The organism is Methylobacter sp. (genome assembly GCF_023227905.1).
Taxonomy (GTDB): Bacteria; Pseudomonadota; Gammaproteobacteria; order Methylococcales; family Methylomonadaceae; genus Methylobacter_A.
In genome coordinates this window covers 1-18,567 of sequence record NZ_JALOCF010000069.1, presented here as the reverse complement: position 1 = coordinate 18,567, position 18,567 = coordinate 1, and the positions used below count along the sequence as shown (strand labels likewise).

The following is an 18,567-nucleotide window of genomic DNA, read 5'->3' as shown; positions in this document are numbered from 1 at the left end:
AGTATATTGAAGTCTTTTACAATCGCGAACGCCTTCATTCTGCCAATGGCTATATGTCGCCTGTAGACTATGAATTGCAGCACAAAGCTGCTTAACCGCGTGTCCGGAAAAGTGTTGACACATCATTCTACACATAGAGGTCGCTATGTTAAGCTTAACATAGCGGCCCATAGCTGCCCTTCACAGCAAATTCAAAATCTAGTTTTTGATTTCTATTTTTTGGCCAATGCCAGTATAAACTTGTTCAACAAACGGTCGTTTGGTGAACACTGGTTCCAGTCAAAACATTAAACAGACCGTATCGAAAAGTTTAATGTCACCAGACAAAAAAACATCTCCAGAAAACGTGGATTTTTCGGATACTGGAAGTATAGCTGCTATTAGTACGCCCCTTTCTTCAGTTGACTCACTAATCTTTATGAGAAGTAAAAGATTTCATAACATCCTCAAGCTCGGCGAGCTTACGTGGAATGTCTTCCGACTGCCCAGTATCCAGATAAGCCGAGTCTCGTGGAGTAATTAGCAAGAGTCCGGACTCTCTATACATATCTAGTATAGTTTTCCAAGCAAGGTCTCGTGTCACTTGAGAATCGTTTTCCGTAAGCTTGTCAATTACGTCATCTTTCACGTCATTTCTAAATTCTTTTAGCCTACATAGTGCTCTATGCCTGTATGCGTTAACAACAAAATTGTGCCAGTGAGCCTTCTGATGCTTTGACGCCCATAACCATATAAAAATAAAAATAGAATAAACAAAGACGTTCGGTATTATATAATTAATTATCTCTAGAATTGACACAACTAAATTAGTGTTATTTTTAATTTCGCCTAACTGTTCTGTCGGACAGATATGTATACCAATATTAAAAGTGGCATAAACTACGCCACCAATAAATATGACCAAAGAAGACGTAAACCATACCTGTGCCCATTCTTTATGTGATTCTGCCAGCGAATGGAAAGAAAAAGGATCGCTTTGCTTTTTTTTGCTTCCCTCACTATATTTTAGATCGCCAATCGCAAAGTTTATTTCTTCAAGCTTAGCGCGAGCCCTAAGGTTTATATAAAGGTGTATAGCCCAGATTAACGCAGCACAAAACGCTAGAATAAAATATATTCCGAAAAATGGAATAATACCATTACACACGAGGTGCTCAGCTATATGTGCTTGGGCTTCTTTAGAAGCATCTAAATTAGCGTGCCTATATTTGAAAATTAACCACGTGACGCACAATGATATTGCGAAAAAAATAACAATAAAAAGTGAAAGATAGCCTACATGCATCCCCATATTTAAGTCTGTAACAAGTATTTCTTTCAATTCATTACGCCGGCGCCCTAGATAAAACTGTTCACGCTGAGAACTATTATTCATCTCTAATCCCCTTATTCTGAATTAATGAAACTTATGAGGTTACTCTGAAATTAGTACCGCAAAAACAATCATTTCTCGGAAACCAGAACTGATAGATAGCCTAATGATAGCGCAATAAGTAACGCTCTGCCCGCTTGCTGTAAGGTTTGATAAAGTACGTCTGCAACATTGTAATGTACGACAGTTGTTGGTCCAGGGTGTGTCAAAACGTAGACATCGAAAAGCCAGTGGTTTAATCATGCTGGTTATTGAGCTAAATACCGATCACTGTGGAGCTAACATTAAAAAGGCGCTCATTTAAAGCTGCATAGTGGAGTAATTTTTACTTCAGACAGATGCGATCACGAGTTTTGACACACCCTCGGCCGAACTCGGGCATTCAAAATCTGGCCGGGTTTGTATCGGAATTGGTAGCGGTTTTAAATCGGAAAAGCTGGTGGGTATGCGATTGGAATCGATAGTGGATTTCATCGGAATACGCACCGATTGAGTGCTTTAGCGAAAAACAGGTTTTTTGCTGGATTCTTGGGGCAACCAATCAACTAATATCGCTTGATGTTTTTGGATTTAGTAGGTGTGGCGTAGCGTTATTTCCCTTGTTCTATGGGGCACTGGTGGGGCACTTGAGGATAAAAAAGGGCAGTAAATGACAATACAAGACAAACAACAAAATAAGATAACTCATTGTGTTTATTGTCATTGTTTGTTGTGGAGCATTATAGATTGTTAATTTTAACCGATTTGTAATCAGCCGGTCGCGGGTTCGATTCCCATCGCCAGCTCCAAGAATATCAAGGCCTTAGGTGCAAACCTAAGGCCTTTTTTATTGCCCAACGTTTTTGGTTGCCATTTGTATAAAAGTCGTTTTGGCATCTTTGTCGGTACCTCATGGAAACCGACAACATTTCCTCTTTCCAAATTGTCAAAAAGTAATTAAAGACAGCGACATTCCTATTGTCATTCTAGTAGTCAGTCATGATGAAGTACAAGGATAAAGTCGAGCCAGCTTCCGTCGTGCCTCTTGGGTGGTAAAGCGCCAATTGACGGGGGTAGCCTTCACATTACGCTCGCGGACATTAGCTTCAACTTCACGGCGTAGACGCGCTTTGTCCGGTATCCGCTGCGATAAACAGCTGTTCGACAAGACAGCCAATCCGATTTCGGCGATGTTCAACCAGCTGCCGTGCTTGGGGGTGTAGTGGAACTCCAGCTTGCGTACCAAAGTTCGCGCTTGCTCGGCGGGGAAAGCCTCAATCAAGGACGCCACTTTATGGGTATTGAGGTTGTCCAGCACGACACGAATTACCGAGGCTTCAGGATAGCGTTCGGCCACGTGTTTCATGCTGTGGGCGAAGTCGATTTTGGTGCGCCGGTCGGTGACGTCCACGTGACGAAATCCCTGTTTGGGCTCGCAGATCATCATCAAATCGCACACGCCTTTGCGTTCGTAGCCCGTATCATAGCGGGCCGGTGCGCCCGGTTCGACCGGTATCGGTTGCCGCACTTCGACAATCAGTTGCTTGGGACTTTCATCGAAACACACCACCGGACGCGCCGAATCGTAGGGCGCTTCATACAGGTCCAGGACGTCTTCCATGGCCGCCACGAACTCCGCGCTGACGTCCGGAATGCACCACTCCTGCTTCTGCCAGGGTTTTAAAGTGTTTTTTTACTTGTGCCCTGTGGGTAAAAGCCGGCGGATTAATTCATAGCGGCACGAAGCGGCATAGTCCACCACCACCACTTGGTCGGCCAACAATCGCAAGGTCCAGTGGTCGTGTCCTTCCGGGGCATCGCTACAGGCGATGGCAATCAGATGGGCGGCTTGTTTGTCCGTTAACGTGGGCGCTTGACACCCGGACGAGGACGTTCTTTGAGTGCCGCTTCAGGACCTTCTTCCACGCAGCGTTGACGGGTTTTTGCCACCATAGACGCTGAGACGTCCAGCGCCTGGATGATGTCCTTATCCTGAAGGCCGGACGCGGCTTTTAACAGAATGCGAGCTCGCGTTTGACTACGAGCGGCGCTTTGACCTTGATGAAGCAAAGCTTCCAACTGACGTTTTTCTTCGTCGGTCAAATTGACTTTATAGCGGATGGCGGGCATGACACTAAACCTCGTTGCGCCAAAGCTTATAGTCATATCATAAATTATCGCTTCACTTCAATATGACTGACTACTAGTCACTCGTCCCAAAACACTGACATTAACAAAGTGCGCCATTCTAGTGATTCGGTTAAGCAACCGGACTTTATCGGGCATTAATCAAAACCGGCCTGAGGTTTTGCATTTTCATTTTTGGTCGAACCAGCCGATAATAGCCGTATTATTAATTTAACTATCAATGAGAAAATTATGAGCAACGTATTTAGTTTTACCGGCACTGTTGGCCGTGATGCGGAAGTCAGGTATTTACCGTCAGGCCAGGCGGTATTGAACGTTACCGTCGCCAACAATATTGGCTTCGGCGACAAGCAGCAAACGCTGTGGATCAGATGTGCGGTATGGGGCAAACGTGCAGAAGGACAGCTGCAAAACTACCTGAAAAAAGGCCAGCAGGTATTTGTCTCTGGCGAACTGAGCCAAAGCGAGTATCGCGCGCAAGACGGCTCGACCAAAACCAGCCTGGAACTTAATGCCAATATTATCGATTTGGTCGGCAAAAGAAACGAGTCAAGCCAGCCGCAACAAAGCTACCCATCTTCGCAGCCATCCGGCCAACAAGCGCCGAGCCACGACAACTTTGATGCGCCGTATGATGATGACATCCCGTTTTAGTTGATGAGAAAAATATCCGACATGCCCGCAGACCGGCAAAAGGTGAGTGTCACTGAGCGTAACCTGCTGGTGGCTCATGGGCAAAGTAAAAAATTGGCGGATATGCGCAAACGGCTGCAACCGGAGTTGAAGGTGGCAGCCGTGCAACTACCGGAAAAGCAACTGTTCCCCGGCTTGAAACCGGAAGTGGCTATAGAGCTGAACAAAGCAAGGGCGCTGATTGATGATCGCATTGCTCAAATAATGCACAGTTTTCCCGAAGGCAAGAAAAACAGGCTGTTTGGTTTCAGGTTCGGTTCTGTCGATGCCGTAAAAGCGATGGGCATAAAAGCCGCTTTTAAGGCGTTAGGCATCGATGATCATCCAGTGAAAATGAAGCTGGTTGCTGAAACGGATTATCATGGCAACCCTGTTAAAGGAAGCTGACTTGCCCGGTTTTTGAACTAAAAAGCAGGAGGGAATGTGCATCAATTACATGACTTGCTAGCTTCTATCGCCGACCGGCCTTTCCACACTATCCAAAAACTGCGCGGTTCTTATCGTTTCCCCCGATTTGAACTCAGCTTTATCAAAATGCAGGGTAGCCCCGGCGCCAACCCTGCTTCCATTGCATCGATAAAAATAGCGCTGCAGGATAGTCAAATCCCCGAAGAGTTTTTCAAGACCGCGGAGTGCAAACTTGCGGTGGCCGATTTTTTGATCCGGCGTTTTCGTCACGGCATTAACAAGTTTGCGCAGCAAAATCGCGGCAAGGACGGCAGCGGTTCTTTTAGCACCACTGCCTTGAGCCAAAAGATGCTGAGCAGGGATAGCGTTTTGTTCGCTGACCAGGCCGTTTATTTGCGCTTTATCATCAGCCTTCCCGCCAAAAGGCAAGGCGGCGTTTTTGATGCCGAGCAGGCGTGGATCATGTTCAGCCAAGAACTGACGGCAATTGTTGACGCTACATTTTTTTATCAACACTACGAAGAGAAAACCAGAACTCTGCTCCAGCAGTTTGTAAATGTGCAAAAAACACGCGCTGAAATCCTTCAGTTTATACGGCAGCATGACCTGATTGCCTTTATCGCCAATGGCGCAAAGTTGCCGCGACAAAGCGGTGTCGATGACCGACCTGCAATGGACGAGTCTGTTAAAACCTTTCAATCCCCCGCATCGTTACAAATCAAGATTCCCTTAGCGGATGGCCGCGACATAATCGGCATGGGCATCAAGGAAGGCATAACCTGCATTACCGGCGGCGGCTATCACGGCAAGTCGACGTTAATGCAGGCGATTTTAACCGGGGTTTATGCGCATATTCCCGGAGACGGACGGGAATATGTAGTAACTAGGGAAGATGCTTTTTTTATCCGAGCCGAAGAAGGCCGCAACATTCGGAATGTCGACATCAGCCCTTTTATCGGCGATCTGCCGAACGGCCTCAAAACCGCTTGTTTTTCGTCCGACAATGCCAGCGGCAGCACGTCGCAAGCAGCTAATATTGTCGAAGCCATTGAAAGCGGCAGCCGCCTGCTGCTGTTTGATGAAGACACCTGCGCAACCAATTTCCTGGTGCGCGATGAGCTGATCAAAAAAATCCTGGATGCCGCACAGGAACCGATCAAGCCACTTTATTCGACAGTGCGGTCGCTATGGGAAAAACATCATGTGTCGATGATATTCGTGGTCGGCGGCCTGGGTTATTTCTTGCAGAAAGCCGATACCTGCCTGCTGATGGACAATTACCGCTGCGAGGATATTACCGCCAAGGTGCGTGACAGGCTTGGCCCGATAGCGGAAGAGGATATGCCGATTCACGACTTTGCTATATCGCGCCGCCTGGCAACCGATAATTTCGATCCGGCCTATGTCAACCAGCGCTTGAACAAGACGCTTTCCAAGCGCATCAAGGATTTGCGCAACGCGCCAAGGCAGCTTGAATACGGCATGGATTTGATTAATCTGGAGGCGGTCGCGCAAATTGCAGAAGCCCCGCAGGTGCTAGCTATCGGCTATTGCCTTTTGACGTTACGGACGCAATTAAAGCAGTCGGGCGATAGACCCGAGACCATCCGTTTCTGGATAAACTGGCTGGAAAATAAAATAAATAAGCATGGATTAGACTGCTTGCAATCTGATTATCCGGGCACTCTTTCCATGCCGCGCAAATATGAGCTGGCTGCTGCTATCAACAGAATCAGGTCGTTAAGGATTTTTCAGGAATGATGGGGAATTGCTGTGCCTCTCAAAAAAAAGACCACCCCAGAGAGAAAGGGGGCAGACCCCGGATGGTCTTTGTAAGAGAGATAATACGACAAACTCGGCATCCAGCCTTTCTTGTCGAAGCATAGATTAACAAAGCATATAAACTGAGTTTATCCGTACGAATACCTATATCTGCAATTTAATCCCTTTTCCTTATTTACACGCTAAAGTTAACCTGCTGAATGGTGCCGGTTTTGCCGTCTTCCGTTAAATAAATACCGGTATCGGTAACCTCTCCCAGCGACTGGTTCTCGGTGTTGCGCAACTGGAAAGGCGTAGTAGCATGACCCAGATAAATAGCGCCTATGTTTTTATCGCCTAAGGCAATAAGCTGCTGGCTGCCGTCTTCGAACCGCTGCCAGATTCTTAAACTGTCATAAATTGGATCGGCTTCGTCAATGAAGCGGTTGTTATCGCTGTCATACTGGGCCAACTCTGAAAACCCGTTGCCGGAATTCGGGCCGAACAATTCAGCGCCATCATTGATAATGTCGTCCTGGTTTTTATCCAATGCCAGAAAGCCGCTACCCGGTTTTAAATTGGCGATTTGTTCAGCGGTACCATTGGCGTCAATGTCGAACTCAAAGCGCGTTTGTGACAGTTCCGCCGCATTGCCGCCAAAATTAATCACCAGCGGATCGACTTTCTTTTCAGGATCCCCGGCAGTGATGGCAAGGTTGGTCTCCAGACGGAATTCTCGGCTCATATTCAACTTGACTGAAAAATCGATGCTTTGCCCGTCTTGTGTCCGGATGGAGCCGATAGCGGAAAAGCTAGTGTTTTCCGACTCCTGATACACGGCATGATGCTCGTAAACAAGCCCGAAGCCCGCAGAGGAAGGCTGCTTGGCAGGCGGCGGGGTTGCGGTGATTTCAATAGCCGTATTTTCAGCGTCGCCGCTCAATTCAGCGGGAGAAAACAGCTTGAAATCCTGGCCGGTTATCGCCTTAACCATCTGCCTGACAATAAGCAGTTTAATGCTGTCGTTGTCATCAAGCGGTTTATCAGTATCCAATGCTTGTCTCTCGGCTTTGAGCGCCTGCGCCGGGCCGCTAAGGCTAAGCGAATCTGCCGGTCGCTCGTTTCTAGCCGGCCCCGGCTGGTCCTGGGTTTTCCAGAACCGTAACGATTCCGACTCCTGAGAGCTCTTTAAGAACTGATGCCGGCTGTTTAGTTGTATGCTGGAACTTTTTATGATCATTAGTTTTGCCCCGAAGAAAAGTTTTGCTCACCTCCGGTTATCGGCCGGCATCAAAATTAGTTTAACTGACGCCCAAAATGGCGGCTGACAGTCGCTACGAGACAATAGTGCTTGGTGTACAATAGAATTTTTTATTCAAATTAGGATCAACAATGGAAGCTTATCCCGAGAAAACCTGTTCGATAGATCGCTTGGTTACTCACGCAAAATTGGTAGAAGCGGCAAGAGCCGGAACAAAAACGCAACAACGTCGTGATGGCGTCTATGGCTGGCCCGGCGAAACTTTCGACCTGGACGGAATGACTTTTGTTGTTACCGATTTAAAACGTCAGCGCTTAGGCGACATGACCGATGCCGATGCCCAGGCGGAAGGCTATCCCAGCCTTGAAATGTACCGGGATATCATTTTAAAGATGCATGCCGGAATGACCTGGAACGACGATGCCCTGGCATGGGTGCATAGTTTTGCGGCGCAAACGGATTAGTTAACGCTAAGAACCCTCGACCTTCCGGGCGAGGGTTAATATGGCCGGTCTTGTTTATACTCGCTTAACAATGCCTCAGCAGCGGCTGCTTTTAAGCCGTCGGATATCAAAGTCGCCTTTCTTTGCAACGGCAATTCAATATACCGATACGAAAGCATCGCAAATACAAAAACGGCAGCGATGTAAACGAAGGTTAAACCGCCGACATAATTTCCCGTCACTAATTCCTGCCACAAATAGACCGTGTAGGATATTCTTCCTAAGTAACAGAGCAGCCTGTTCTTAAAAACCAGGGCAATTGCTTTAGTCTGTACGGGCGTGCCCAGCACCATCAGTAGAATAAGCGGCGGGTAAAAGAGCGTTTTAACCTGTTTTTCGATTTCACCCGGCAAATAGCCGACACAAACCAGCAGCAAAGCAATAACGCTTAACCAGACGGCAGCGTGCATTTGGCAAATACGGCTGATGATATTTTTAGGCAACAGCGCGGAACAGCAGCCGCTAAGCAGAAAAATAAAATACATGAGATATTCGCCCATAAACAGATGGCCTGTCCTGTTCAATAACACCGAACCCATCGCCAGAATGCCTATTGCAATGCCAAAGCGCAAACTGTTATTAATCAGCGGTACGAACAGGATCAACAGCGGAAATAGCAGGTAGAACTGCTCCTCATAAGCCAGCGTCCAGGTATGCCCTGCGAACCAGGAGCAGCCGTCGGGAAACGGCATATTACATAAGAACGAGGCCGAGGTAAGCGCTTGTTGCGGCGAAGTTTCAATGATGCCCGCCGTCCCGAGTATCAATAGACAGGACAGATACAGCCAAAGCGGCGGAATAATCCGGTAAAACCGGCGCACATAAAATGCGGATAGACAAACCCTACCCGTGCGGCTTTTTTCTGCAACCAGACCGGAACAAATCACAAACCCGCTGATCACAAAAAAGACCAAAACCCCCAGTTCTCCTAGCCGGTCCAGTTGATCCAAGAAAGGTGTCAAAGAGTTTATCGTTAAGCCGCTGTAAACAAAAACATGCGACTGAATGACCATGAGAACGGCCAAAAACCGCCAAGCGTCAATATAATCGATTCTTGGCGGCACAACTGCTTGATGGGTGTTACGCAATGAGGGTTATCCTGCCTGGGAAATGGCGGGGCGTAGCGGCCCCGGTTTTATGCGGAATTAATTTTTCGACTGTATTTGGAAAATAGCCGTTGCCGAATCGGCTATTTTAAAGAAGTCCTTTAGTTAACGAAGCGCTATTTGTTGATAACCCGCTAACCGGCAGTTAAATAATACAAGCCGCTGCTTAAGCATATCAATGAGAACAGGTAGTTCATGCGCTTGCCAGTGTTCAGTCCGATGATGCAACCGCCCAGACAAATGACCAGACTCACCAGCATTAACGATGAGAAATACCAGATGGCGTTAGAATCGGCCGGAATTTCCGCGGCATGCGCATAACCATGAAATACGGCGAAAAACGATACGCCCAGAAAGAGCATTATAGGATGGGCTGAGGCACGAAGCCCATCTTTAGCGATGACCAGCAAGCCAAACGCAAGCAGCGATAAGGCGATAAAGAATTCAACAAACGGGATTTGCACGGCTACAGCGCTAAGCAACGCACCAGCAGCCATCAAGCCAAAAAAAATAGCGGGGAACATAAACAACGCTTTGCCGCCCTGCTTTGCCGCAACCAGGCCGACCGCCAGCAATACCAACAAATGGTCGATTCCGGTTAAAGGATGCAGCATACCGCTGAACAAACTGTGACCGATATGACCGCCGGTGTGCGCATAGAGCGCGGGCGATACGAGAAATAAGGCGGCAATCAGCCAGTTTTTAATATGCATAATAAGTTCCTTTAAAGTTATTAAATCGTGGTGAGCAATGGCCGGCCAACTTGCATCATTGCTATAAGCAAATCTCAGTCTATTAACTGGCCCGGGGTCTGTCAACGCTTTATCGGGCAATGGCCTTAATCGCATCCGCCAGCAAAGCATCGAGTTTAATGCAGGCGCTGGGATGATCGATGCTGTCGGTACTCCAGATGTTTTTGACGCCTGCTTTAAGGATATGCTCATAAGCATCGCCGCAAAACAGGGCATGGGTAATGACCGCATAAATATCATCGTTGCCTGCGGCTTGCAGCAGTCCTGCTGCCTTGGCAATTGTCCTGCCGGTACTGGCCACGTCGTCGATAATAATCACCGGTCTGTTTCGGTAATCGCAATCCTGCAAGATCATTTCGACCTGCCTATCGCCCAGCCGTTTTTTTTGGGCAATGGCGTAATCAAAACCGATGTTTTCGGCGATAGCGGACACCCACTGTTTTGATTCGCTGTCCGGTCCCAACAGTATCGCGCTCTTGAACTGTTGCTTTAAAAAAGCCCCGATTTCATTGGCGGCGGTCAGGCTGATCGCGTTTTTTATCGGAATTGCCTGGGTTAACGACGAAATGCGGTGCAAATGCGGGTCTACGGTGAGGACATCGTCAAACAGGTCCGCAAGCAGCTTGCCGACAATACGCTGACTGACCGCCTCGCCGGGCTGGTTGGCGATATCCTGGCGCATATAGCTTAAATAAGGCGCGACCAGCGTCAGGCGCTTGGCGCCTAATTCTCGCGCCGTGACCGCGCACAGCATCAGCTCGATCAATTTGTCGTTGGGCTGGTTAAGGCTGCGGCAGACAACCACGTGTTCCGGTAGTGACGGCGGCAGGCGGACCAGGCTTTCACTGTCAGGAAAATGATGCAGCACAATCTCCGCCAGCGGTACGTCAAGCCGGGCCGCCAGACGCTGCGCCTGGCTTAAGTAATCGGGAAAAGCAAGAATCATCATGGCTGGAATTGTTCCGTATTAAAAGGCAATTAACGATTTGATAATTTGCTCTTCGCTGCCTATCGTGTAACCGCTGTTTTGGGCGGCCATCTCCTTGGCAAATTTAAAATCGGTCTGATATTCGGCATAGATCCGGTATAAGATTTCGCCTTTTTCTACCGGACTGCCCAGTTTCTTCAATAAATCGACGCCCGCTTTTTTTATCTTCGGCGCGCCGGCCAGCCCGGCTATTTTTGCCATTTGAAAGTTATCGATGCTGGTGACTATTCCGGTGCTATCGGCAACAACCTCATGACAAAGACTGCCCGGATGCAGGTCGATTATTTTTGCGCCCTGCGCCCGAATCAATGCATTCATTTTGGCGCCGGCCCGGCCCGATTCAAGAATATCGCGGGCAATCGCGTAACCTTGGCCGCCGCGCACGTCGGGGTCGAACTCAATAATCCTGCCGGCCAGCTGCAAGGATTTTTGGCGTAGATCGAACGGCGCATCAGGCTCGTTATGCAGCACCTGCATAACGTCCCGGGCTTCCAATATCGGACCTATGCCCCGCCCTATCGGCTGGCGGCCGTCGGTTATCATCACTTCCAGATGAATGTTCAGCCGGTCGCCGACAAATTCAAACAGTTTGCGCAAGGCCAGCGCCTGGTTCATGTGCCGCACTTTAGCCGTGGGGCCGACCGGAATATCGATCAGCAAATGCGTGGAACCGGCGGCCAGTTTTTTGGACAGGATCGACGCCACCATTTGCCCCTGCGAGTCGATACCCAGCGGACGTTCAACGGAGATCAGCATGTCATCGACCGGCGCAAGCCTGGCCGTGCCGCCCCAGGCCAGACAGCCGCGTTCCTGGCGCACGATATCATGAAGCTGGTCCGGCGCCAGATTAACCTCGGCCAGCACCTCCATGGTATCCGCCGTACCGGCCGGGGAGGTTATAGCGCGGCTGGAGGTTTTGGGTATCAGCATGCCGTGCGCGGCAACAATAGGCACGACCAGCATCGAGGTGCGGTTGCCGGGAATGCCGCCGATGCAGTGCTTGTCGGCGACCAGCGATTCATGCCAATTCATCTTGTCGCCAGACTGCAACATCGCGCGGGTAAGAAAAAACAGCTCATCCCGATCAAGATTGTTTTGCCCGGTTGCAACCAGAAATGCCGCCATTTCCATTTTCGAATAGCGGGCTTCGGCGATATCCTTGGTTATGCTGTTAAAATCGTCCTGGCTGAGACGCTCACCGTTGATTTTGCGGCGCACCGCGTCCATGGACTTTGGATGTTCCGCGTGATTGACCGTAACCAGACTGCCTTCGTCGGCATTCAGTTGCTGAAACGCCTGCTCGGATAATCCCAGTTCTCCCGGCAGAACGATGGATGAGTCATCGACCACGTTAAGAACCGCAAGCACCTTGGAACCGTTGGCGCTGACCAGAATCTTAGACAGTGCCTGGAAACCTTCGGCCCGATAAATGCCGCATTCCCGATGCAGGTAAGCAACGTTCTCATGATAGGTATCGATAGCGATGCGACGGATTTGCAGGTTGTCATTACTCATGGGATAAAATGGCCGGTAAATAAACTGGTTCGATGATGCGGTTTGAGGTCGGGATTGTCAACCGCCGCGCATCAACTTGTGAATGGAGTGCAGGCTTCGCCTGCGAGTAAAACAATGCATTGTTTACTGGCAAACACCGCTTGCATTTTTTCTATGACCAACTTTAATAACCAGCGCAATCGATAGCCTTATACCACCGGGAAACACCAATGAAAAAATGCATATGGGCGCTTTCCAGCCCGTCCGAACAGCAATATCACGATCTTGAATGGGGCGTGCCGGTGCATGATGACCGGCTGCTGTTTGAGTTTCTTATCCTTGAAGGCGCACAGGCCGGTTTAAGCTGGTCAACTATTTTAAATAAACGCGTTGGTTACCGTTTAGCCTTCGATAATTTTGATGCCGAAAAGATTGCAGGTTACGATGCTGAAAAAATCAGTTCATTGCTGCTTAATCCGGATATAGTAAGAAACAAACTGAAGGTTAATGCGGCGGTCATCAACGCCCAGGCCTTTTTGAAGGTTCAACAGGATTTCGGCAGTTTTGGCAGCTATATCTGGCAATTTGTCGGCAACAAACCGCAGCACAACGCTTGGAAAAACGCCGCCGAAATCCCGGCTTCCACGCCCATCTCCGAGTTGATGGGCAAGGATCTTAAAAAGCGCGGCTTCAAGTTTGTCGGCAGCACCATTTGTTATGCTTATATGCAGGCGACCGGCATGGTCAATGATCACACCATCGATTGTTTTCGACATGCCGAAATTAAAACCAAGTATTCATAAGGAGAAACACTATGCGTTATTTACATGCCATGGTTCGGGTTCAAAATCTGGATGAATCACTCGATTTTTATTGCAACAAACTGGGCCTGATCGAACACCACAGGATGGACAGTGAGGAAGGACGTTATACGCTGGTTTATCTGCATGCGCCGGAGGATACCTATCAGGCTGAAAAAATGCACGCACCGTTGCTGGAGCTGACTTATAACTGGGATACCGAGGATTATGACGGCGGACGCAATTTCGGCCATCTGGCTTTTGAAGTCGATAATATTTACGAAACCTGCCAGGAACTCATGGATGCCGGCGTGGTTATCAACCGCCCGCCGCGGGACGGACATATGGCGTTTATCCGCTCACCGGATCAGATTTCTATCGAGCTGTTGCAAAAAGATGCGCCGTTGATGCCTTCGGAGAAATGGCTTGCCATGGAAAATACCGGAACTTGGTAGGCTTGATAGCATGCGCAGAAGTCCTGTTCCTAAAAATCATCACGAAGAGCACAAGGCCAAGGTGAAAATATTATGTTCTTCGTGTCTCGCAATGAATCATCCGGTCTGCAAACGACCGGCATGATCCATGCTCATACGGCCGATTGTTGCAGATACGGGCAAATCTAAAGTCATGCGTACACGAAAAACTCCAAGAACGAAATACCATTCTTATAATGACGGCGAAACGCTAGCGCCGTGGCGGGAATCGCTCAATACGGTTGTTTTCGGCTCCGAAACGCCTATGGGCAAGGCGTTCGATGTCGTTTTGAGCATCAGCATCGTGCTCAGCGTGATAGTAATCATGCTTGAGAGCGTGGAAGCGTTCCAAACCCGTCATGCACAAGCCTTAAATATTATTGAATGGTTTTTTACGTTGCTGTTCACGCTGGAGTACGGGCTACGCTTGATCAGCGTTCGAAGGCCCTGGCAGTATTTCAAGAGCTTCTTTGGCCTGGTCGATTTGGTGTCAGTACTACCCAGCTACCTGATTCTGCTGTTTCCCGGAGCGCAGCCCATGCTCGCGATACGCATATTGCGGCTGCTGCGGGTTTTTCGTATTCTCAAACTGTCGGCCTACATGGACGAAGCTGAGATCATGATGATGGCATTGAACAAAAGCCTGCGTAAAATCATGGTGTTTCTTTATGCTGTACTCATGCTGGTGGTTGTGTTCGGCTCACTGGTGTATGTCGTCGAAAGCCGGGAAGCCGGTTTTACCAGCATCCCAAGGTCAGTCTACTGGGCCATTGTGACGCTGACAACGGTCGGCTATGGCGATATCTCCCCGCAAACCCCGCTGGGTCAACTGCTCGCTTCGACGATCATGATCATGGGCTATGGCATTATCGCCGTACCTACCGGCATCTATAGCGCCGAGTTGATCAGGACGCACTCGAAGGAAAAAGTCAGGAATGACGCCTGTCCCGGCTGCGGCCGGACAGGACATGATTTTGATGCCGGTTTTTGCAAATACTGCGGCCATGAACTGGAGCATTAATCAGCGGGGTTGAGCTGATTAATGCTTGTTGCTGATGGTTCAGTGGCCTATACTTTAAATCTATGAATTTTGAATGGGATGAAAACAAAAGTGACGTATGTTTTGATCAACGTGGGTTTGACTTTGCTTACGTAGTTCAGGCGTTCATTGATCCCGATCGTCTTATTAAGAAAGATACGCGCTGGGATTATGCCGAAGAACGCTATCAACTTTTAGGCTTAATTGCCCAACGGGTATTCTGTGTTGTCTATACGTTACGCGGCTCAACCATTCGGATTATTTCAGCACGCAAGGCCAATCAACGCGAGGTGAATCGTTATGAAAACAGTAAAAATTAGTATTGATCTTGAAAGTCCGGCATCACTGCCTGAAGGTAGAGTGGATTTCAACCGTTTGGACGCCACTGACGAACGGGATATTGCCGCACAGCAACACATTGACGAAACCAATGCCATGTTAGACGCCGCTAAATTTGCTCGTCGTGTACGAACGCGACTGGGCTTAAGCCAGACTGAATTTTCTCAGCGGATTGATGTATCGCTTGAGACCATCCGCAATTGGGAGCAAGGAAAACGCTGCCCTACTGGCGCGGCAAAAGCATTATTGAAAATTCTCGACAAGGCGCCAGAAGCGGCTTTGGCTGCTTTAGAATGAAACTCTGGCGGTCAAATCTGAAATACGCCGCCATATTGAAGCATATTGCAGTCCTAAATAACTATATCTCTGCATTCACTTTCAAGAATATCCAGCTTACCATCCAGTTCATATGAGGAAACGTTGTTCTTTAGTCGTTTAATTTTTTCTTCAGGATCTGAAAGCCTTGATTGTGTGGAACTGTTAAGCGCTATGTTTACATCTTGAAAAAACTCATACTCATCAACAAAAATAGTATTTATCCTTTTGTCTCTATCATCTATTAGCACACACCTTATTGGACATGCCTTCATTAGTTCTTTAAAACGCCTATCAAACGTCGCTATAAATGGAACATAAAATCTTCCATATTTTGACTTGATTGACATTGTTTCCTGATGTCTTAGGGAATATAAATCCCAGCTCATTCCATTCAGTTTTTGGATTGCGTTTTCAGATTTTTGCATCAATTGCCCAAAGAATCTGTATCTGTCTCCATATTTAAGTAATTTCCATCCAAAATAGAGTTCCATCTTTGCAAAGCGGCCGAGATGTTCAACAGAAAATTCGACTAACTTATCAAGATTGGCTAGATGCCCTTTTTTATCTTCCCAGCGCAATTTCATGGCTTTCATCAAAATAAGCTTTAATCCTTTCCTTCTGTCTAGGCTTCTCCGAATATCTTCACTACTCTGGAATGAAGATATTGCGTCAGCAGCTCTCCTTCCTGCCGTTGTTCTATCATCGTTAAATCTCGGTATTTTAGGATTTTCCAAAAATGAATCCACATCAAAATGGTCGAAACGCTTCAAAGCTCGAACCGTATTGAATGGCCTTAAATTTGTATGATCAAAGGTGTGAAGTAAATCCTCTACCATGTAAAAAGTGTAGTCAAAATTGAATTTTGACTCCTTACCTTTTACCAATTTTATCAATTGGTAGAACCACTCCCACTCAGATATATTTTTTCCATCTTCATAACAGCGAAACGCTTCTGCCACCTGTGTATCAAAACTTACGGAATAATCTAAAGGAAAAGATATGGCACCAATATTTTGTACCTCTTCATATATCTCGTCATCATAAAAAAGCAGACCCGAAGCACCAAAATACCTAGAGATGGCTGGACATATATCTTCGATTGATGAGAGTAACACTCCACCAAAGTTAGAATCTAGATTATCTGTAGAATACAGCAGTCTAAATCCTTTAAAATCGTTTCTGCTTCGCTCAATGAGTTCTGCGAAAGTAGAGGACATAGGGTGCCGCAGTATTATATCCGTTGTACGCTCAAACCTATGAATCCGCTGCTCCAGCGTCTCTAACAAAGCGAACTCCTTTAGCACGTGGATGGGTAGAACAACGCGGAAACCCATCGAATTGGACATTGGATGTGATGGGTTTCGGCTAACGCCTCTACCCATCCTACCAAGCGGATTTTTTTACAAAACTTAAATCGCCTTCTTAATCCGCTCCATCGCTTTTTCCAGATTCGCCATGCTGGTGGCTATCGAAATCCGGATATGTCCCGGCGTGCCGAACGCAGAACCCGGCACCAACGCAACACCGGCTTCTTCGATCAAATATTCGGAAAAGCCAAGATCGTCGTTGATGTTATCCAGTCTGGCAATCAGCTTTTCGACGTTAGGAAACACGTAAAACGTGCCGTCGGTTTCAAGGCATTCAACGCCGTCGATGCTGTTCAGTTCGCTAACGACATAATCGTGACGCTGTTTAAATTCAACGCACATATCGTCGATAAAGCTTTGATCGCCGGTTAACGCGGCTTCGGCAGCATGTTGTGAAATCGAGGTCGGGTTGGAGGTGCTTTGTGACTGGATTGTGGTCATCGCTTCGATCAAGTCCGCCGGGCCTGCGGCATAGCCGATACGCCAGCCGGTCATCGAATAGGCTTTGGATACACCGTTCATGACCACGGTGCGGTCATACAATTCGGGATGCGCGTTTAAAATGTTAACAAACGTGCCCTTCTTCCAAAGGATATGCTCGTACATATCGTCGGTTGCGATGATGATGTTGGGGAAATCCTTAAGCACGTCGCCCAGCGCTTTCAGCTCTTCCAGGCTGTACGCAACGCCGGACGGGTTGGACGGGCTGTTGATAAAGATTAACCGTGTCTTATCGGTAATGGCAGCGCGCAACTGTTCAGGCGTTATTTTAAAATGCTGCGCCTGGGTGGTTTCGATAATAACCGGCACGCCATCGGCCAATAGCACCATATCGGGATAGGAAACCCAGAACGGTGCGGGAATAATGACTTCATCGCCCGCGTTAAGCAGGGCCTGAGCCAGATTGAATGAGCTTTGCTTGCCGCCGCAGGAAACCAGGATCTGGTTGGCCTGGTAATCAAGACCGTTATCGTTCTTGTACTTCGCGATAATGGCTTTTTTAAGGCTGGCTATGCCGTCAACCGCCGTGTATTTGGTGTAACCGCTATCAATAGCCTTAACTGCCGCAGCCTTGATATGATCCGGGGTGTCAAAATCCGGCTCACCGGCGCCAAGGCCGATAATGTCTTTGCCCGCAGCACGCATTTGCGCCGCTCTGGCGGTAATCGCCAAAGTCGGTGATGGTTTAACTGCCTGAACTCTGTTAGAAAGTTTGATGCTCATGTTTCCCCGTGTAGAATCAATGTCAAAGGTGAAGCGGATTATACCCTATGTATAATGGCTTACTAACAATCCGGCGTTAAAAGTTTTTTATTCACCACGAAGACACGAAGTTTTATTTCTTCGTGTCTTCGTGGTGATAATCTTTTAAGTTTTTTTACCATTTTTTTGTGAATTACCTCGGTTTCACGCCCCGCTCCGGCATGGGGACAATTAAAGTAGTTATGTTCATTGAGAAATCCAAGTGAAAAAGAAGTTTAAAATCCACAGCCGGTTTCAGCCTGCCGGTGACCAGCCAACCGCGATAAAAGCGTTGGTCGAGGGCTTGAGCGATGGTGAAGTGCATCAGACCTTGCTGGGCGTGACCGGCTCCGGCAAAACCTTTACGATCGCCAATGTGATCAATGAGGTGCAGCGCCCGGCCATGATCATGGCGCCCAATAAAACCCTGGCCGCACAGCTGTACGGCGAGATGAAGGAGTTTTTCCCGGAAAACAGCGTCGAGTATTTTGTCTCGTATTACGACTATTACCAGCCGGAAGCCT

The 18,567-nt window shown here is 48.0% G+C and carries 19 protein-coding genes and 1 pseudogene; 11 read left to right on the top strand and 9 right to left on the bottom strand.

The window, feature by feature from the left end:
• Nucleotides 1-95 (top strand): IS3 family transposase (locus M0R47_RS19425; protein ID WP_292556762.1); only part of this gene is annotated, 95 nt, incomplete at its 5' end.
• Nucleotides 96-409: 314 nt separating this feature from the next.
• Here M0R47_RS19425 and M0R47_RS19420 read toward each other — a convergent pair.
• Nucleotides 410-1,375: a hypothetical protein gene (locus tag M0R47_RS19420; RefSeq protein WP_292557919.1), complete on the bottom strand. Its 966-nt coding sequence runs from the start codon at nucleotides 1,373-1,375 to the stop codon at nucleotides 410-412.
• Between the two features lie 973 nt (nucleotides 1,376-2,348).
• A pseudogene (locus tag M0R47_RS19415) lies at nucleotides 2,349-3,481 on the bottom strand (IS630 family transposase).
• Nucleotides 3,482-3,730: 249 nt separating this feature from the next.
• Between M0R47_RS19415 and M0R47_RS19410 the strand changes: the two are divergent.
• From M0R47_RS19410 to M0R47_RS19400, 3 genes are read left to right on the top strand one after another with little or no spacing between them, the layout of a single operon-like run.
• Nucleotides 3,731-4,153, top strand: coding sequence for a single-stranded DNA-binding protein (locus M0R47_RS19410; protein WP_292557916.1), 423 nt, complete (start codon nucleotides 3,731-3,733; stop codon nucleotides 4,151-4,153).
• 3 nt (nucleotides 4,154-4,156) lie between these two features.
• The gene (locus M0R47_RS19405; RefSeq protein WP_292557913.1) at nucleotides 4,157-4,579 is read left to right on the top strand and encodes a hypothetical protein; all 423 of its coding nucleotides are present in this window, start codon (nucleotides 4,157-4,159) and stop codon (nucleotides 4,577-4,579) included.
• 36 nt (nucleotides 4,580-4,615) lie between these two features.
• Nucleotides 4,616-6,361, top strand: a complete 1,746-nt coding sequence (locus tag M0R47_RS19400; protein ID WP_292557911.1) for an ABC-ATPase domain-containing protein — start codon at nucleotides 4,616-4,618, stop codon at nucleotides 6,359-6,361.
• 196 nt (nucleotides 6,362-6,557) lie between these two features.
• On the opposite strand, the gene M0R47_RS19395 is transcribed toward M0R47_RS19400, so the two are convergent.
• Nucleotides 6,558-7,601 carry a hypothetical protein gene (locus tag M0R47_RS19395; RefSeq protein WP_292557908.1) on the bottom strand — a complete coding sequence of 348 codons (1,044 nt, stop codon included), beginning with the start codon at nucleotides 7,599-7,601 and terminating at the stop codon, nucleotides 6,558-6,560.
• 152 nt (nucleotides 7,602-7,753) lie between these two features.
• On the opposite strand from M0R47_RS19395, the gene M0R47_RS19390 reads away from it, so the two are divergent.
• On the top strand, nucleotides 7,754-8,086 hold the full coding sequence (locus M0R47_RS19390) for an ASCH domain-containing protein (protein ID WP_292557905.1): 333 nt from the start codon (nucleotides 7,754-7,756) through the stop codon (nucleotides 8,084-8,086).
• Between the two features lie 35 nt (nucleotides 8,087-8,121).
• Here the strand turns inward: M0R47_RS19390 and M0R47_RS19385 are convergent, their stop codons facing one another.
• The 4 genes from M0R47_RS19385 to M0R47_RS19370 all read right to left on the bottom strand — a co-directional run bounded on the left by M0R47_RS19385 (nucleotide 8,122) and on the right by M0R47_RS19370 (nucleotide 12,486).
• Nucleotides 8,122-9,213, bottom strand: a complete 1,092-nt coding sequence (locus tag M0R47_RS19385) for an acyltransferase (protein ID WP_292557902.1) — start codon at nucleotides 9,211-9,213, stop codon at nucleotides 8,122-8,124.
• A 152-nt stretch (nucleotides 9,214-9,365) separates the two neighbouring features.
• Nucleotides 9,366-9,944, bottom strand: a complete 579-nt coding sequence (locus M0R47_RS19380; protein ID WP_292557899.1) for a HupE/UreJ family protein — start codon at nucleotides 9,942-9,944, stop codon at nucleotides 9,366-9,368.
• 109 nt (nucleotides 9,945-10,053) lie between these two features.
• Nucleotides 10,054-10,932, bottom strand: a complete 879-nt coding sequence (locus M0R47_RS19375) for a ribose-phosphate diphosphokinase (RefSeq protein WP_292557896.1) — start codon at nucleotides 10,930-10,932, stop codon at nucleotides 10,054-10,056.
• 18 nt (nucleotides 10,933-10,950) lie between these two features.
• Nucleotides 10,951-12,486, bottom strand: a complete 1,536-nt coding sequence (locus M0R47_RS19370) for a thymidine phosphorylase family protein (protein WP_292557893.1) — start codon at nucleotides 12,484-12,486, stop codon at nucleotides 10,951-10,953.
• 209 nt (nucleotides 12,487-12,695) lie between these two features.
• Between M0R47_RS19370 and M0R47_RS19365 the strand changes: the two genes are divergently transcribed.
• The 5 genes from M0R47_RS19365 (at nucleotide 12,696) to M0R47_RS19345 (ending at nucleotide 15,413) form a co-directional block, all read left to right on the top strand.
• A complete protein-coding gene (locus tag M0R47_RS19365; protein ID WP_292557891.1) occupies nucleotides 12,696-13,268 on the top strand; it encodes a DNA-3-methyladenine glycosylase I in 573 nt (190 codons plus the stop codon).
• A gap of 11 nt (nucleotides 13,269-13,279) precedes the next feature.
• A complete protein-coding gene (locus M0R47_RS19360) occupies nucleotides 13,280-13,720 on the top strand; it encodes a VOC family protein (RefSeq protein ID WP_292557888.1) in 441 nt (146 codons plus the stop codon).
• Nucleotides 13,721-13,892: 172 nt separating this feature from the next.
• Nucleotides 13,893-14,759 carry an ion transporter gene (locus M0R47_RS19355; protein ID WP_292557886.1) on the top strand — a complete coding sequence of 289 codons (867 nt, stop codon included), beginning with the start codon at nucleotides 13,893-13,895 and terminating at the stop codon, nucleotides 14,757-14,759.
• 62 nt (nucleotides 14,760-14,821) lie between these two features.
• On the top strand, nucleotides 14,822-15,097 hold the full coding sequence (locus M0R47_RS19350; protein WP_292557883.1) for a BrnT family toxin: 276 nt from the start codon (nucleotides 14,822-14,824) through the stop codon (nucleotides 15,095-15,097).
• Nucleotides 15,078-15,413 carry a helix-turn-helix domain-containing protein gene (locus tag M0R47_RS19345; protein ID WP_292557882.1) on the top strand — a complete coding sequence of 112 codons (336 nt, stop codon included), beginning with the start codon at nucleotides 15,078-15,080 and terminating at the stop codon, nucleotides 15,411-15,413. The genes M0R47_RS19350 and M0R47_RS19345 overlap by 20 nt, the downstream gene beginning before the upstream one ends.
• Nucleotides 15,414-15,466: 53 nt before the next feature.
• Here M0R47_RS19345 and M0R47_RS19340 read toward each other — a convergent pair whose 3' ends face one another.
• A complete protein-coding gene (locus M0R47_RS19340) occupies nucleotides 15,467-16,720 on the bottom strand; it encodes a hypothetical protein (RefSeq protein WP_292557879.1) in 1,254 nt (417 codons plus the stop codon).
• 123 nt (nucleotides 16,721-16,843) lie between these two features.
• Nucleotides 16,844-18,025 (bottom strand): pyridoxal phosphate-dependent aminotransferase, encoded by a 1,182-nt coding sequence (locus M0R47_RS19335; RefSeq protein WP_292557876.1) that lies wholly within the window; start codon nucleotides 18,023-18,025, stop codon nucleotides 16,844-16,846.
• A gap of 241 nt (nucleotides 18,026-18,266) precedes the next feature.
• Between M0R47_RS19335 and M0R47_RS19330 the strand changes: the two genes are divergently transcribed.
• On the top strand, nucleotides 18,267-18,567 hold a 301-nt coding region (locus M0R47_RS19330), incomplete at its 3' end, for a DEAD/DEAH box helicase family protein (RefSeq protein WP_292557875.1).

Excerpts from the sequence above, each read along its gene's own strand:
- M0R47_RS19420 (WP_292557919.1), bottom strand. The coding sequence starts at position 1,375 with ATGAATAATAGTTCTCAGCGTGAACAGTTTTATCTAGGGCGCCGGCGT.
- M0R47_RS19410 (WP_292557916.1), top strand. The coding sequence starts at position 3,731 with ATGAGCAACGTATTTAGTTTTACCGGCACTGTTGGCCGTGATGCGGAA.
- M0R47_RS19405 (WP_292557913.1), top strand. The coding sequence starts at position 4,157 with ATGAGAAAAATATCCGACATGCCCGCAGACCGGCAAAAGGTGAGTGTC.
- M0R47_RS19395 (WP_292557908.1), bottom strand. The coding sequence starts at position 7,601 with ATGATCATAAAAAGTTCCAGCATACAACTAAACAGCCGGCATCAGTTC.
- M0R47_RS19390 (WP_292557905.1), top strand. The coding sequence starts at position 7,754 with ATGGAAGCTTATCCCGAGAAAACCTGTTCGATAGATCGCTTGGTTACT.
- M0R47_RS19380 (WP_292557899.1), bottom strand. The coding sequence starts at position 9,944 with ATGCATATTAAAAACTGGCTGATTGCCGCCTTATTTCTCGTATCGCCC.
- M0R47_RS19375 (WP_292557896.1), bottom strand. The coding sequence starts at position 10,932 with ATGATGATTCTTGCTTTTCCCGATTACTTAAGCCAGGCGCAGCGTCTG.
- M0R47_RS19370 (WP_292557893.1), bottom strand. The coding sequence starts at position 12,486 with ATGAGTAATGACAACCTGCAAATCCGTCGCATCGCTATCGATACCTAT.
- M0R47_RS19365 (WP_292557891.1), top strand. The coding sequence starts at position 12,696 with ATGAAAAAATGCATATGGGCGCTTTCCAGCCCGTCCGAACAGCAATAT.
- M0R47_RS19360 (WP_292557888.1), top strand. The coding sequence starts at position 13,280 with ATGCGTTATTTACATGCCATGGTTCGGGTTCAAAATCTGGATGAATCA.
- M0R47_RS19355 (WP_292557886.1), top strand. The coding sequence starts at position 13,893 with ATGCGTACACGAAAAACTCCAAGAACGAAATACCATTCTTATAATGAC.
- M0R47_RS19350 (WP_292557883.1), top strand. The coding sequence starts at position 14,822 with ATGAATTTTGAATGGGATGAAAACAAAAGTGACGTATGTTTTGATCAA.
- M0R47_RS19345 (WP_292557882.1), top strand. The coding sequence starts at position 15,078 with ATGAAAACAGTAAAAATTAGTATTGATCTTGAAAGTCCGGCATCACTG.
- M0R47_RS19335 (WP_292557876.1), bottom strand. The coding sequence starts at position 18,025 with ATGAGCATCAAACTTTCTAACAGAGTTCAGGCAGTTAAACCATCACCG.